The sequence below is a fragment of the Pseudomaricurvus alcaniphilus genome (assembly GCF_011440395.1).
GTDB lineage: Bacteria > Pseudomonadota > Gammaproteobacteria > Pseudomonadales > Cellvibrionaceae > Pseudomaricurvus > Pseudomaricurvus alcaniphilus.
Window position 1 is genome coordinate 1 of sequence record NZ_JAAOIX010000011.1, and the last position, 14,704, is coordinate 14,704.

General features: G+C 58.8%; 10 protein-coding genes and 2 tRNA genes. 7 read left to right on the top strand and 5 right to left on the bottom strand.

Going from position 1 to position 14,704, the window contains the following annotated elements:
- Positions 1-106 precede the first annotated feature (106 nt).
- Positions 107-183 (bottom strand) — tRNA-Asp (locus tag G8764_RS18530).
- A 45-nt stretch (positions 184-228) separates the two neighbouring features.
- Positions 229-304 (bottom strand) — tRNA-Val (locus tag G8764_RS18535).
- Positions 305-453: 149 nt separating this feature from the next.
- On the opposite strand from G8764_RS18535, the gene G8764_RS18540 reads away from it, so the two are divergent.
- Together G8764_RS18540 and G8764_RS18545 are read left to right on the top strand one after the other, a co-directional pair.
- Entirely contained in the window at positions 454-1,944 is a 1,491-nt protein-coding gene (locus G8764_RS18540; RefSeq protein WP_166166447.1) for a two-component system sensor histidine kinase NtrB, read from the top strand.
- Positions 1,945-2,011: 67 nt separating this feature from the next.
- Positions 2,012-2,719 carry a hypothetical protein gene (locus tag G8764_RS18545; protein WP_166166449.1) on the top strand — a complete coding sequence of 236 codons (708 nt, stop codon included), beginning with the start codon at positions 2,012-2,014 and terminating at the stop codon, positions 2,717-2,719.
- A gap of 83 nt (positions 2,720-2,802) precedes the next feature.
- Here the strand turns inward: G8764_RS18545 and G8764_RS18550 are convergent, their stop codons facing one another.
- A complete protein-coding gene (locus G8764_RS18550; protein ID WP_166166451.1) occupies positions 2,803-3,297 on the bottom strand; it encodes a flavin reductase family protein in 495 nt (164 codons plus the stop codon).
- Positions 3,298-3,474: 177 nt separating this feature from the next.
- Here G8764_RS18550 and trmA point away from each other — a divergent pair, with 177 nt between their 5' ends.
- Positions 3,475-4,575, top strand: a complete 1,101-nt coding sequence (gene trmA / locus G8764_RS18555; RefSeq protein ID WP_166166453.1) for a tRNA (uridine(54)-C5)-methyltransferase TrmA — start codon at positions 3,475-3,477, stop codon at positions 4,573-4,575.
- Between the two features lie 4 nt (positions 4,576-4,579).
- On the opposite strand, the gene G8764_RS18560 is transcribed toward trmA, so the two are convergent.
- Both G8764_RS18560 and G8764_RS18565 read right to left on the bottom strand, forming a co-directional pair.
- Complete coding sequence (locus tag G8764_RS18560; RefSeq protein ID WP_166166455.1) at positions 4,580-5,041, bottom strand: DUF2489 domain-containing protein; 462 nt, start codon at positions 5,039-5,041, stop codon at positions 4,580-4,582.
- A 378-nt stretch (positions 5,042-5,419) separates the two neighbouring features.
- On the bottom strand, positions 5,420-6,913 hold the full coding sequence (locus G8764_RS18565; protein ID WP_243748903.1) for a DNA recombination protein RmuC: 1,494 nt from the start codon (positions 6,911-6,913) through the stop codon (positions 5,420-5,422).
- A gap of 103 nt (positions 6,914-7,016) precedes the next feature.
- Here G8764_RS18565 and G8764_RS18570 point away from each other — a divergent pair, with 103 nt between their 5' ends.
- The 4 genes from G8764_RS18570 to G8764_RS18585 all read left to right on the top strand — a co-directional run bounded on the left by G8764_RS18570 (position 7,017) and on the right by G8764_RS18585 (position 14,624).
- The gene (locus G8764_RS18570) at positions 7,017-7,448 is read left to right on the top strand and encodes a tetratricopeptide repeat protein (protein WP_166166457.1); all 432 of its coding nucleotides are present in this window, start codon (positions 7,017-7,019) and stop codon (positions 7,446-7,448) included.
- 247 nt (positions 7,449-7,695) lie between these two features.
- On the top strand, positions 7,696-7,986 hold the full coding sequence (locus G8764_RS18575) for a hypothetical protein (protein ID WP_166166459.1): 291 nt from the start codon (positions 7,696-7,698) through the stop codon (positions 7,984-7,986).
- A gap of 396 nt (positions 7,987-8,382) precedes the next feature.
- On the top strand, positions 8,383-11,160 hold the full coding sequence (locus G8764_RS18580) for a PD-(D/E)XK nuclease family protein (protein ID WP_166166461.1): 2,778 nt from the start codon (positions 8,383-8,385) through the stop codon (positions 11,158-11,160).
- Positions 11,157-14,624, top strand: a complete 3,468-nt coding sequence (locus tag G8764_RS18585) for a UvrD-helicase domain-containing protein (protein WP_166166463.1) — start codon at positions 11,157-11,159, stop codon at positions 14,622-14,624. The genes G8764_RS18580 and G8764_RS18585 overlap by 4 nt, the downstream gene beginning before the upstream one ends.
- Positions 14,625-14,704: the final 80 nt, after the last annotated feature.

Below are 14,704 nucleotides of genomic sequence, written 5' to 3' on the forward strand. Positions count from 1 at the left end.
GTCCGGGACAAAGTTAGTGAACCCGCTTGCGGCTTCGCGTCCCGTCCTGGCTTGGTAGTTTCTACAGGCAGAAAAAAAGCCGCCATAGGGCAGCTTCTTCGAATAGTGGCGGACCGGACGGGACTTGAACCCGCGACCTCCGGCGTGACAGGCCGGCATTCTAACCAACTGAACTACCGGTCCGCATTTCTTGCCTGCGCCAACTTCTCCTATCACGCAGAGAGAAAGTGGTGGGTGGAGAGGGGATCGAACCCCCGACCCTCGCCTTGTAAGGGCGATGCTCTCCCAGCTGAGCTATCCACCCGCTTGGCAAGAGTCGCGCATTCTACTGAAATACCATGTATAGTCAACGGCTTTCTACAAAATAGTGAAACAAACTGTAACCTGTTGATTTTATGAACAATTGAATGTACAAACTGGAGCTTACAACAGTCTCATTCACGGCCAGGATTCATGCCTGATCAGGAGAAACTTCAACACCATCTGCGCCAGCTAGCCGCCGCCCTGCTGCTGGTGAGCTGCCTGTCGCTGCTACTGGTGTTTCTGCACTGGGATATCAAGCCGGACCTGCTGGTGCTGGCATGGTTGGTGATTGCCCTGCAAAGCCTGTTTATCATTGACATCCAGATCAGCCGCAGGCGCCATAAACGCTCGGAGAAGCAACTGAAAACGGCCCGCACCGACCTCGAGCAGCGGGTCAGTGAGCGCACTGACCGGATGCGCCACATTAACAACCAGTTGTACGACGAAATTGCCAAGCACGAATTGACCGAAGTGCGATTGCGGGAAACCCAGGAATACTTGCACAGTATTATCAATTCGATGCCCTCGGAATTGATCGGCGTCACCCGCGACGGTGAAATCACCCACTGGAATACTGCCGCCCAAAAAGCGACCAATATCCCGGCGGATCTGGCCCTGGGGCGCAACCTGCACGATATCTATCCCGAACTGCCGGTCGACAGCAAGCTGATCAACGAGACCATTAGCAACGGTGCGCCGCAAACCCGCGAGAATCTTGCCCACAACTTTGGCGATGAGCGCCGACACATAGACATGACCATCTACCCCCTGATGTCCAGCCAATTGACCGGGGTGGTCATTCGCGTCGATGACGTTTCACTGCGTGTGCGCATGGAATCCATGATGATTCAAAACGAGAAAATGATGTCGCTGGGGGAACTGGCGGCCGGCATTGCTCACGAGATCAACAATCCGCTGACGGCGATAATGAACAGCGTACAGAACATTTACCGTCGCACTTCCATGGAATTACCACAAAACAAACTTAAAGCTGAGGAGCTAGGTACATCCCTTGAACAGGTGCAGGCCTATTTACAGACGCGGGAAATTTTCAGCTTTCTGGACGCTATACAAGAAGCTGGCGAGCGCTCGGCCAAGATCGTCAATAACATGCTGGAATTCTCTCGCACCAGCATATCGGAGCGCCAGTTAACCGATATCGGTGCCCTGATCGACCACAGCCTGGAACTGGCCGTCAACTCCTTTGGCCTGGCAAGTGCCACAGGCAAAAAAAACGTCCGTATCAAGAAGGAGTTCTACCCCAACCTGCCGCTTATCGACTGCTCACAAATTGAACTGCAACAGGTTTTTCTGAACCTGATCATCAATGCCTATCAAGCTTTTGGCCTGGACCAGACTAAATCGACCGTGGAGCCAATGCTGACATTGAGAACCCGCGCCGACTCCCGCTATATTTATATTGAGATAGAAGATAACGGGCCGGGCATCCCCGAGTCGATTTGCCGCCATATCTTCGAACCCTTCTTTACCACCAAAGAGGCCGGTCAGGGCACCGGTCTCGGCCTGTCTATTTCATATTTTATTATTACCGAACACCACGATGGCACCATCGAGGTTGAAACCGAGCCGGGGCGAGGCACCACGTTTATTATCTCGCTGCCGATTACATCGTCAAAATAGAAGCTGGCTGCTGCCTTTTATGCCTTTTATTAAAGTCCTGACCTGTCTTTTCTGTTGCGCGAGTGCATTGCTTCTGGCTGCTTGCCAGAGCGCCCCGGTACACACTGTTTCCTATCTGCAACTGCAAACGGCCGCTGAGCGACTGCTGCAACAAGCCATTTACGTGCAGACGGCGCAGCAATACCTGGCCAGCAATCCGGTGTACAGCGACAGCCCCGCAGACACCGCCACAAGCACCGCTGCGGCAGACTTGTGCGAGCAGTGGCAAGCCGTTAACTGGGCATTGGTGGCAGGAGCCGACGGGTTTTACCGGGCCTCGCTGCGCGAGCACAGGTTCAATTACGGGGGCGAAGACGTAGCACCGAGCGCCTATGAATTTCTCCAGGCAGAACAATCTGCGGCTTTAAAACAGGTGCGCGGGATAATCGTGCGCTTCGGCCGGGAAGCGGTCTGTGCCGCGGAAGTGCTGCAGGGCAAGCTCGAAACAGCTATGGAGGAAAATGTCGCCCGGGAGTTACTGGACTACGCGCGGCAACACCCGGCGGCCCCGGCCACAGGCGAGCAGGTACCAACCCTGGCCGGCAACCGCGACCTGACCAGCAACCCGGGTCGCTCTTACTTTATGCTTGAAAATCGCAGCCGCTCCAACGACTGCCCCCAGCCGCGCATGTATATTCTGCAAAATCAATGGCCGAATGAGGCCTATATTGTCGTCTGCGAAAAGCAGCAGCAACTATTTCACTGTGAGTGGGGCCGCTGTGAGCAGCGCCAGTAAGACGCGACTGTACGCCTGGCAACCGCGGCCAGATACCTTGCGCTCGCGAACGGCGGTGACTCGCGTGACGAAAATGAGATGTGCTAGCGATAGCCGCCATTGAGATAAATCAGCGGCTCGATGATCGCGTCAGTTGGCACCGCCACTTTTTCTATTCTGGCGATAAAAATCCTGTGGGTGCCATAGTCCATTTGCTGCTCGGTTTTACAGGTAAATACCGCCAGGCAGTCCTGCAGATAAGGCAGCTCAGCGCTGGTATTCCAATTGCCCACCGCAAAGCGACCAATACCCTCTTCCCCGCCGGAACAGCGGTTGGATATATCTTCCTGCTGGCGACTGAGTAAATTAACGCAAAATCTGCCACTGGCTGAAATGGCCGAGTGAATGGACGCCTGCTTGTTGACGCAGACCAGCAGCGACGGTGGCGTATCAGATACCGACGTCACCGAGGTGGCCGTCATGGCAAACGGTTGTTGTTGCTGGTCCACCGAAGAGATAACACAGACGCCCGAAGCCAGGCGCCTCATACCCTCCCGCATATCGACTTCCACAGCAGGACCTACTTCCAGGGTTTGCATTGTTACCTCGTCGCTCAAATGTCTACAGATGCTATTGTAAACCATTTGTAATAACCCCGGCAGCTTAGAGATCCCCTAAAGTCCAGTATTGCGGCATTGCCCGGCACACAAGGCGGTCGTAACTCACCAGTCGCGCGGGTATAATGCCCGGCTTTTAGTTGAGTCGATCGCCCCCGCATGACCATTAATCTCGTATACCCGGACCAGTACCCCGACCAGTTAGCTGCCAAAGCCAGCAAAATTACCGCGCTGATGAGCCCGTTCTCAGCACCCGCTGTCGAGGTGTTTGAGTCGCCGCCCAGTCACTTCCGGATGCGGGCGGAATTCAAGGTCTGGCACGCCGACGGCGCCGCTCATTACGCCATGTACCAGCCCGGGCAGTACAAGCAACCCTTTGTGATCGAAGACTTCCCGGTGGGCAGCGAGGCTATCAATCGCCTGATGCCACTGCTGCTGCAAGCCATTAATCGCTCCTCGCTGTTGTCGAAACGCCTGTTCCAGGTAGAGTTTCTCACCACGCTGTCAAACCAGTGTGTTATCAGCCTGATTTATCATCGACCGCTGGATGAAAACTGGCGCCATGAGGCCGAACAGCTCGCCGCTGCTCTCGATATCAATATTGTCGGCCGCAGCCGCAAGCAAAAGCTGGTGATAGGTAACGACTATGTTACCGAGACCCTGAAGGTGGGCACACAGGAATACCGCTACCAGCAAATCGAGACCAGCTTTACCCAGCCGAACGCCAGGGTGTGCGAAAAGATGCTGTCCTGGGCAGTGGCTGCAGCGGAGGGCCTGGGCGGTGACTTGCTGGAGCTCTATTGTGGCAACGGCAATTTCACCCTGCCACTGGCGCGACACTTTGAGCGGGTGCTGGCGACGGAAATTTCCAAAACCTCGGTAAATTCCGCGCTCCACAATATGACACTGAACGGCGTGGACAATATCCAGGTGGTGCGCATGTCCAGCGAGGAGTTTACCCAAGCCATGGACAAGCAACGAGCGTTCCGCCGTCTGCGCGAAATCGACCTGGACGCCTACAACTTTTCCACTATTTTTGTCGATCCGCCGCGAGCCGGGCTGGACGCCGACACCCTGGCCATGGTGCAAAGATTCCCCAATATACTCTACGTATCCTGCAACCCGGAAACCCTGGCAGACAACCTGGCACAGCTGACTGACAGCCACGACATCGAGCGACTGGCCTTGTTTGACCAATTCCCCTACACCAACCATATTGAGTCGGGCGTGTTGCTCAAGCGCAAAACAGAAGCGATTTGATTAATTAAAACTTGGCCACCAGGATACGCTTGGCGGCATCCAGGACAAATTCCCGGTGATCCCTTTCCAGTTGCTCGCGCTGGCTGTCGAACTGTAATTTCTGTTTGGTACTGAGCTTTTTCCATTCGCCGAGAATGGGGATATGATCGGTGGCAGCAGCCAAATGGTAAAAAGCCACATAGGCCTGCCGGGTATCCTCCTCCACTGCCAGGCCGTCGAGCATAACCTTGATGCGAATGGCCCCTTCGGTCAGTGTGAGCTGGTCGTCCAGCATACCCCGGGCGATCAGCTGAATACTTTTGATCAGGCGCAGCCGCTGTGCCGCCCGCTCCTCGGCCATGGCGTCCAGTTGCTGCTGGCGCTCCTGCTCCATCTTTCTCACTCGCAGCAGGTAGTAAATTGCCACCCCCGCCAGAACCAGGACGATTACCACTGCCAGTACTGCCAATATTGTTAAGCTATTCAATGTTCTACTCTCTATTTTTTGCTCTCGTTAGCTGCTGTAAAGCTTGTGTAACGTTTAAACACTACCTAATTACGCCTATGAATAAGCCAATCGGCGATAGTAAACATATACCCTGTAGCCCTTGGGACAGCAGCTTTGCTCCCGGCCTGGCTCCAGGGGCTTGCTTTCAAGACTCGCCGTGCCCAAAGCACTCGCTGCGCTCGCGGGGCAGGCTCAGGTTCCATCCATGCACCCAAAGCACTCGCTCCGCTCGCGGGGCGGGCTCGAGGCTCCACGACAGCATCCCTGCTGTCGAGGGTCTTGAAAGCAAGCCCCCGAAGCCAGACCTAACATAGTGCCGGCTGCACGACGCTTAGCTTAGGTGGTAATTAGGAAACGCTAGGACTCATCTTCAAGCAATGCCACTTCGGATTCCGGCAACATGCCCGGAGGAAATTGCTTTTTGGTTTTCGCGCCCAGCTTGCGCAGGCCGTCGACCCGCTTGACCAAATTGCCATTACCATCCACCAAACGCTTGCGGGCCAGGTCGTATGCGTCACCGGTTTTCTGGATCTGCCGGCCAACCTCGTTCATCGCCTCTAGCAGACGAGCAAACTGATCGTGCAAGCCACCGGCCTGGCGGGCAATCTCTTCGGCGTTGCGATTCTGCTTTTCATAACGCCAGATGTTTTCCACTGTGCGCAGCATCGCCAGCAGTGTGGTCGGGCTGACCAAAATAATCTGCTTTTCATAGGCTTCCTGAAACAGCGATTGATCTGCCTGCAGGGCCAGCATAAAGGCCGCCTCGATCGGCACGAATAAAAATACAAAATCGAGACTGCGAATTCCCTCCAGTTTTTCGTAGGACTTGCTGCTGAGCTGCTGGATATGTGCGCGCAGCGACCCCAGGTGCAACTTTAACAGGCGCTCCTGCTCGGCTTTTTCCGCGGCATTCATAAATTGCTCGTAATGCAGCAGGGATACCTTGGAGTCGATGACGATATCTTTTTGTTCTGGCAGGCGCACAATAACGTCGGGGTTGCGGCGTCTGCCGTGCTCATCTTTCAGCGCCACCTGGACCTCGTACTCGCGCCCCTTCTGTAACCCCGACTGCTCCAACAGCCGTTCCAGGATCACCTCGCCCCAATTACCCTGGACTTTGGAATCGCCCTTCAGCGCATTGGTGAGGTTGATGGCATCCTCTCCGATCTGGCGAGTCTGCTTTTGCAACTCAGCGATCTGGCCAACCAGCTGGTTGCGCTCTGCACTCTCCTTGTCGTAGGCGTCTTCAACTTTTTTGCGGAAGGCCTCGATTTGGGTCTTCAGTGGCTCCACACTGGCGTTGAGGGTGTGGCGGGACTGCTCGGCAAACTGGGACTGCTTGTCTGCAAAGATCTTGTTGGCCAGCAACTGAAATTCCCCATTCAATTGTTCGCGGGTTTCCCGTAGCAGTACCAGCTTTTCTTCCAGTGCCTGTTTCTCGCTGGCAGCGCGGGCCTCGAGCCCCTTGTGCTCGGCCAGCAACTGCTTGTAGTCCTGTTCTCTACGCACCACCTCCTGCTCCAGTTCATGCAACCGGGTAAGTGACTGGCGCGAACTGGCCAGTTGTTTCTGCACCTCACTGAACTCCCCTTGCAGCAACCTGTGCTCTTGCTGCCGCTGCTGCAGCTGGGTTTGCTGTTGCTGGCAGAGCGCCGAGCGGTGATTTAACTCCTGCCGCAACAGGCCGATCTGGCGCAACTGGTCCTGTTCGATCTGGCCAAATTCACTGCTCAGTCGCATTTGTAACCACTGTTGGCGGCGCTGATGTAACCAGCAGCCGAGCAGCGCCGCCACGCATAGCCCGGCCAGAAATGCCGCAATTTCATGGATTGAGAGGGTAAAACTGGTCATTTAGCCATTTCCAATTTATGCTTTTAGCCGCACTTTTTGCCAGAACCGCGCTCACCAAAACAATAGTCTTTAAAATAATAACGTTACGCTGTACGGCCCGAATATGTCTGAATTGCCCCAGGAAACCACCCGGTTAATCAAGCGACACTGTGCCGCTGCCTACGGTGCCTATGATAAACAAGACTTCAAGTCAGCGCTGCGTCTATTTTATCAAGCCTGGCTCCTGCTTCCCAAACCCCAGGCGCAATACCCCGAAGCTGGCTGGATATTGACCGGTATCGGTGATACCTACTATCGCCTCGGTCAATACCAGCAGGCCTGCGAGGCCCTGCAGTCAGCCGACTTCTGTCCGGACACCAGCGACAACCCGTTTATCCACTTGCGCCTCGGTCAATGCCTGCACCATATGGACCGGCAGCAGGCCGCCAAAGATCACCTCTGCAAAGCCCATCGGGGCGGCGGCGACGCTATTTTTAGCGCTGAAGCGCCTTTGTATTTGCAGCTAATCGCCGACCAGTTTGTGGAAAAAGCCTGACAGCGAACTTCATATGCATGCTACAGCCAGGTTATTGCAAGCTGCAAACAGGCTTTTGCACGCTGCAATATGGGTGATTTTCTGTATGCAGTTCACATTTTCCCGGAAAAATAATCAGCCCCTGAATCCTGTGCTATTTTTAATAAGGGAATGATTTCTATCAAGGCTGACGCCATAGCGGTGGCGTCATTGCCACCGGGCTGTTACCAGCAAACCGACAATTATAGATCTGAAAGGCTCCAGATACATGAACACTTTGCAAACACTGATCGCCGCCACGCTATTTGGACTTACTGGCAGCGCCGCATTGGCCTGCACGCCGCCCCACCCGCCCGCACTGCCGGACCCCATGACCGCGGTCACCCCGCAGATGGTAAAAGCCAAAAATGATGTCAAGGCGTTCCTGAGCCAGGGCGAGGCATTTCTTGATTGCAACAAGTCCACCAGAAGACACAACATTATGGTGGACGAGATGCACTCTGTGGCGGAAAACTTTAACCAAATCGTCCGCACCTATAAACAGCGAATGGCGGGCTAAGGCCGCGGGCAGAATTAACAGCAATATACCTGTACCTAATTACCACCTAAGCCAAGCATCCTGCAGCCGGCACTATGTTAGGTCTGGCTTCGGGGGCTTGCTTTCAAGACCCTCGACAGCAGGGATGCTGTCGTGGAGCCTCCATGGATGGAACCACGGCGAGTCTTGAAAGCAAGTCCCTGCAGCCAGGCCGGGAGCAAAGCTACTGTCCCAAGGGCTACAGGGTATATGTTTGCTATCGCCGATAGCTGGCTTATTCATAGGCGGAATTAGGTACCTGTAAGGCCTCGCCGGCAATTGAATTGCCAGGCACAAAGGAGTGCACGGTCAACCCGTGACAGCCCCGCCCGGCTGTGACATTATCCCGCCACTCTCTAACGATCAGCCCGGATATCCATGCCTGCAAGTCTATTCTCCATCCAGCCACTGCTGCCGGCGATCGATGCAGATCACCTGATTCTGACTCCCAACAGCCGCTTGCGGCGCAAGGTTATTGACGCCTACAGTCAATACTGCCTGGCCAGCGGCGCGACAGTCTGGCGCGCGCCACGTGTCTTTGCCCTCGCCGACTGGATTGAGGCCACTTACCAGGAGTTGTTGGACGCCGCCGCAATTGCCGACCCGCGCATGCTTGCCAGCGACAGTCAGCAGCGCTCCCTGTGGCTCGACGTCATCAACAGTGACACCGGCAGCACCGCGCTGATCAATCCGTTGAGCCTGGCTAATGATGCCGCCTCGGCCTACCGGGCCCTGCTGCGCTGGCAACTGACAGAGGCCGACCTCGCCCCCTTTGCGGAAGCGGAAAAGCCGGGTTTGGTACAGTGGCTGGCCCCTTTTCAGGAGCGTCTCGCCAGCCTGCACCTGTGCCTGCCGGAACAGGCCCAGCAGGTGATCATCGAGGCTTTTGAGGAGGGGCTGTTGGTCCGGGAAGCTAACCTGCTGGCGCTGGGGTTTGAAGACCTGCCGCCACTGACAACAGCCCTTTTCGCCGCTATAGCGACCCGCACGCAACGGGTCGCTGCCATCTCCCGGCAACAACCGGCCACCTGCCAGTTGGTCAAATGTGAATCCAGCGAGGCGGAAGTGCGCGCCGCGGCCAATTGGGCGCTGCAGCAGCTGCAGGCCAACAGTGAGGCCAGCATCGCGGTAATCGCACCTGAGCTGGGCCAATCCAGAACGCTGATCGAACGGGTCTTTACCGAAACCTTCGAACCCCACTACAGCCTGCCGCACACTGCGCGCTATACCCTGCCCTTTAACTTTTCCGCGGGTGTGCCCCTGGGCAGCGTGCCGCTGATTCACACCACACTGCAATTGTTGCGGCTGAATTTCTCCAACTGGGCGGTTGCCGACCTGGTGATGCTACTCAACTCAACCTTCTGGGGCCCCGGCCTGGAACTGGACTTTTTACAGCAACTGGTCGCGCAACTGCGCCGCGACCAGCGCGAGCACACCAGCACCGGCCAACTGCGCCGCTATTGCCATCGACTGGCCGAACAGCAGCCCCCTGCCACACTCTCCGGCCGCGACGACCAGGAGGGCAAGCCCGACTATGGGATATGGCTCGATAACGCCCTGCAAACAGTGGAATCGCTGCGCCGACAACACCCCCGCCAGGCCCCCGCCAGCCGCTGGGCGACACTGTTTGAACGGCAACTGCGCTGCCTCGGATGGCCTGGAGAACGGCGCCTGGACAGCAACGAATACCAGCAGATGAGTCAGTGGTACCAGTTGCTGGAAGAATTTGCCCGCTTCGATATTAGCCAGGCCGTTATGGACTGCAGCACTGCCCTCGACCTGCTCGGGCAGCTGGCCATGAACACCCACTTCCAGGCCCAAACCCCGAATTCCCCGATCCAGATACTGGGCATACTGGAGGGCGCCGGGCTGGAGTTTTCCCACTGCTGGGTGCTGGGGATGGCGCAAAAGAACTGGCCCCCGGCGGCCCAGCCCAACCCGCTCCTGCCGCTGGCACTGCAGCGCCACTACGGCATGCCCCACGCCGATGCCAGCCGGGAGCTGCTCTACGCCCAGCGCCTGACGGACAACTACCGTCGCTGCGCGGACGAAGTAATGTTCAGTTTCGCCGCCCAGGACGACGAGGCGGAACTGCAACCCAGCCCGCTGGTCGCCGACCTGCCGCAAGCGGCCGAAGCAACCGCGCTGCAACAGTGCCCAGCTGAATGGCAAGCCTATTTGCAGCGCCAGGCGAGCAACAGCGATTTTCAATGGCTCAACCTCAACAGCGCGCCGGCGGTGACTGCGCCGGAATTGGCCGGCCTGCGCGGCGGCACCCGCCTGCTGAAGGACCAGGCCATACTGCCCGCCGCGGCCTTCCTGCTGCACCGGGTCGGCGCCGAGAACGAATGGCGACCCGCCGATGGCCTGACCCCGGTGCAGCGGGGCCAATTGGTGCACGACTGCCTGGCGGATATATGGTCTCGCCTGCAAACCCGGCAGGCTCTGTTGGCACTCGAACCTGACCCGCTGCAGCAGTTGCTGCACTCGGTCATCGCTGAGCATATCGGCAATTTACAGCGGCGCGAACCGGCCCAGCTGGGCGCCCGCTACCTGGCCCTCGAAGGCCAGCGCCTCGGGCAACTGCTGGAGCGCTGGCTGGAGCTGGAACAGCAGCGCCCTGATTTCAGGGTCGAGGCCATCGAGCAGGCACTGGATATCAATTTTGCCGGCCTGCCGCTGCAGTTGCGCCTGGACCGGGTTGACAAACTGGACACCGGTGAGCGGGTCATGATCGACTACAAAACCGGCAAGATAGCCGCGCAGCAATGGGCCGGTGCGCGCCCGGAGGAACCCCAACTGCCACTCTACAGCCTCAATTACCAGCCCCAGGTTGACGCCATAATGTTTGCCGGGATTAATGCCAATGAGGTGCAAATGGTCGCTGTGGGCGAAATCAGCGTCGATCACCCGGGCTTTCTCTCCCCCCAGCAACGGGAAAAGCTGGAGCTGCCCGACAACTGGCCCGACACCCTGGAACACTGGCGTACGGCGTTAACCAATCTGGTGACCGAGTTTCTCGCCGGCGATTGCAGCGGGCAAATCAAAGCACCGGCCCTGCGCCGCCACTACCAGCACCTTGCGCCGCTGTTGCGCTGGCCCGAGCAGGCGGAAATCCAGCTCCGCCTCGGCAGTAGTACGGAGCCACAGTCGTGACCCAGCCCCCCGATTACCGCCAGCGGCAACTGGCCCTGCAAGCGGACACCTCGTTTGCGGTCAGTGCGCCGGCCGGGTCCGGCAAAACCGGCCTGTTAACCCAGCGGGTGCTGACCCTGCTGCCGCTGTGCGAACACCCGGAAGAAGTGGTGTGCATCACCTTTACCCGCAAGGCCGCCGCCGAGATGAAGCAGCGCATCAGCGCCGCCATCGAACTGGCCGCCAGCAGCGAGCGCCCTGAAGACCCGCATCAGCAGCACACCTGGGACCTCGCCCACAAGGTGCTGCAGTGCGACCGTGAGAAAAACTGGCAGTTGTTACAGAGCCCCCAGCGGCTGCGGGTTCACACCATCGACGGTCTGTGCCGCTCGCTGACCCTGATGAACCCGCTCAGCAGCACCATCGGCGGCAGCACGCGTATGCTCGACAACCCGCGTCGGGCCTACCGCCAGGCGGCGGAACAAGCCCTGCAGGCACTGGAACAGGAGGGCCCGCTGCAAGAAGATATCGGCCAGCTGTTTCTGCATTTTGACAACAACAAGGATCGCATTCTCGACCTGCTGGTAAAGTTGCTGGAGAACCGCGATCAATGGTTGCAGCCCCTGTACGCCTCCCGCGACGGGGCGGCGCGCAGCTACTTTGAAGGCGTGTTGGCGGAGTTGATTGAAGAAAGCCTGGCGGAACTGGGCGAATTGCTGTTGCCCTGGGCCAGCGACCTCTACCTGTTGGCGGATTACGCCGCCAGCAACTGCCAGCGGGATGCCCCCCACCTGGCCGTGGCGCAACTGGCGGGCATTTGCGAGCTGCCCGGGACTGAACCGGCGGCGCTGCCACTCTGGCGGGCTCTGGCGGACCTGCTGCTCACCGCTGATGGCAATTGGCGCAAACAGCGCGGCCTGACCGTAAAAAGCGGCTTTCCGGCAGGCACCGACAAGGCCTCCAAGGCCCTGGCCCGGGACAAGAAAGAGGCCATGGGCGCGCTGCTGGAGACGTTCAGTGCCGAGCCGGGGCTGCTCAGCTTGCTGCGCCTGGTGCGCTACTTGCCCCCGGCCCGCTACCAGCCCCACCAGTGGCGCCTGCTGGACAGCCTGACCCGCATTCTGCCCTGGTGTGTATCGCAGTTGAAACTGGTGTTTCGCAAACTGAATGCCACCGATTACGGCGAGATAACCCAGGGCGCCCTGCTCGCCCTGGGTGACGAGGAGCAGCCCACCGAACTGGGCCTGGCCCTGGATTACCAGATCAGTCACATTCTGGTGGACGAGTTCCAGGACACGTCCTCGACCCAATGGCGACTGCTGGAGCGGCTAACGGCCGGCTGGCAACCTGGCGACGGCCGCACCCTGTTTATCGTCGGCGACGGAATGCAGTCCTGTTATGGCTTTCGCAACGCCAACGTCGGCCTGTTTCTCGATGCCCGCCAAACGGGCATCGGTGCCACCCCACTGACACCCATCGACCTGCAGGTCAACTTTCGCTCCCAGGCCGGCGTGGTCGATTGGGTCAACCGGGCCTTCCGGCAGGCTTTTCCGGACCGGGAAGATATTTCCCGTGGCGCCGTGGCCTATTCGGAATCCATTCCTTTCAAGCAAGCCCTGCCTGGCGACGCGGTGCACATCCACGCCTTTCTCGACGCCGAAGATCGCCGCGCTGAGGCAGACCAGGTGGTACAACTGGTGCAACAGGCTCTGGCGCAAAGTAATGGCGAGGGCGCCGCTGGGGGCGACGGCAATGACGGTAGCCGCATTGCCATTTTGGTGCGCAACCGCGGCCTGTTGCGCAGTATCATTCCGGCCCTGCACGGGGCCGGCATCCGCTGGCGCGCTACGGATATCGACCCGCTGGCCAGTCGCATGACCATCGTCGACCTGATCAGCCTGACCCGGGCCCTGACCGATGCCAGTGATCGCAACGCCTGGCTGGCGCTATTGCGCGCTCCCTGGATCGGCCTCGACAACGCCGATTTGCTGATTCTCGCCAACCAGCACGCCGACTACCAGAAAAACCCGGTAACGGACCCCGACTCAGGCAAAAAGCGCCAGCGTCCCGTTATCCTGCACAACTTGCAGCAGCTGCAGACCTTGACCGGGCTCAGTCCGGAGGGCCGCGCACTGTTGCAGCGCAGCGCGCCGCTGCTCTGCCTGGCCTGGCGCGAGCGCCAGCGCAAAAGCCTGCGCCACCTGGTGGAGGGCCTGTGGGTCGCTCTCGGCGGGCCGGCCGCGCTACTGGACGCCAACGACCTGGAAAATGCCAACGACTTTTTCCGCCTGCTGGAGCAATTCGACGAGGGCGGCCAGATTGCCAGCTGGGAAGACTTCCAGCACGCGGTGGACCAGCTCTACGCCCGCCCCCTCAGCGGCGATGATATCCAGGTGGAAGTAATGACCATCCACAAGTCCAAGGGCCTGGAGTTTGAGACGGTCATTATGCCCGGCCTGGACCAGGGCTCGCGCAGCGACGACAAAGCCCTGTTGCTGTGGCAGGAGCGGATCAACAACAGCCACCAAAAGCGCCTGCTGCTGAGCCCGCTCTCCGCCATTGGCGAGGATACCGATCCGCTCTACGAATACCTGCGCGAAGAGGTGAAGCTCAAGAGTGAGCTGGAATCCACCCGCCTGTTTTACGTCGGTTGCACCCGGGCAATCAAGCGCCTGCACCTGCTCGGCAACCTGAAAAGCGACAGCAAGAGCGGCCAGCCGAAACCGCCCCCAAGCGGCTCCCTGCTGGCATCTATCTGGTCGGCGGTGGAGGATCAAGTGCAGCTCTACCCGGCCGCGCCAGACACCGCCACAACCAGCTTGCCCGCCGCCAACGAGGGTATTATCCGGCGCCTGCCTCCCGCCTGGCAGCGGCCGGCACTGGTACCGTCAAGCCTCTTGGCCGCCTATCGCGGCAGCGAGTACGATGACGACGACAATCAGGTGGCGGACGATCAGTTCCGCCACCGCGGCCAGCGTTATATCGGCCTGGTCCTGCACCGCACCCTGGCACGCATCGCCAGTGACGGCAGCCACCACTGGGATGACGCTCGCATTCAGCGCCAACAGCCCTTTTGGCGGGTCCAGCTGCAACAACTGGGCCTCAATGGCACCGAGCTGGACAGCGCTGCCGATCAGGTCGAGCTGGGCGTGCGCCGCACCCTGGCAGACAGTCGTGGCCGCTGGCTGCTGGACAACCGCCACCAGCATTCGGCCGTGGAAAGCAGCTACTGGGCGCTGGCCGGTCAACCCCGCAACTCCATAGTCGACCGTACCTTTGTCGCCGACGGGGTGCGCTGGGTTATCGACTACAAATCCTCCAGCCCCGCGCCGGAGCAGCCGCTGGCGGATTTCGTCAGCGCCGAGGTTGGCAGCTACCGGGCGCAGATGCAGCGCTACCGCCAGCTGTTCAGTGACAGCGCCGCGCTGCCAGTGCGTGCAGCCCTGTATTTCCCGCTGCTGGGGCATTTCCAGGAGCTGGATTGAAACGAGCGGATATTGCCGACAGGGCGGCGATTTATTTCCCTGACCCGGCGTTTTTCAGTAGAATGTCGGCCCTGCAAAAT

Excerpts from the sequence above, each read along its gene's own strand:
- G8764_RS18550 (WP_166166451.1), bottom strand. The coding sequence starts at position 3,297 with ATGCAAACCCTGGAAGTAGGTCCTGCTGTGGAAGTCGATATGCGGGAG.
- G8764_RS18540 (WP_166166447.1), top strand. The coding sequence starts at position 454 with ATGCCTGATCAGGAGAAACTTCAACACCATCTGCGCCAGCTAGCCGCC.
- G8764_RS18580 (WP_166166461.1), top strand. The coding sequence starts at position 8,383 with ATGCCTGCAAGTCTATTCTCCATCCAGCCACTGCTGCCGGCGATCGAT.
- trmA (WP_166166453.1), top strand. The coding sequence starts at position 3,475 with ATGACCATTAATCTCGTATACCCGGACCAGTACCCCGACCAGTTAGCT.
- G8764_RS18575 (WP_166166459.1), top strand. The coding sequence starts at position 7,696 with ATGAACACTTTGCAAACACTGATCGCCGCCACGCTATTTGGACTTACT.
- G8764_RS18570 (WP_166166457.1), top strand. The coding sequence starts at position 7,017 with ATGTCTGAATTGCCCCAGGAAACCACCCGGTTAATCAAGCGACACTGT.
- G8764_RS18565 (WP_243748903.1), bottom strand. The coding sequence starts at position 6,913 with ATGACCAGTTTTACCCTCTCAATCCATGAAATTGCGGCATTTCTGGCC.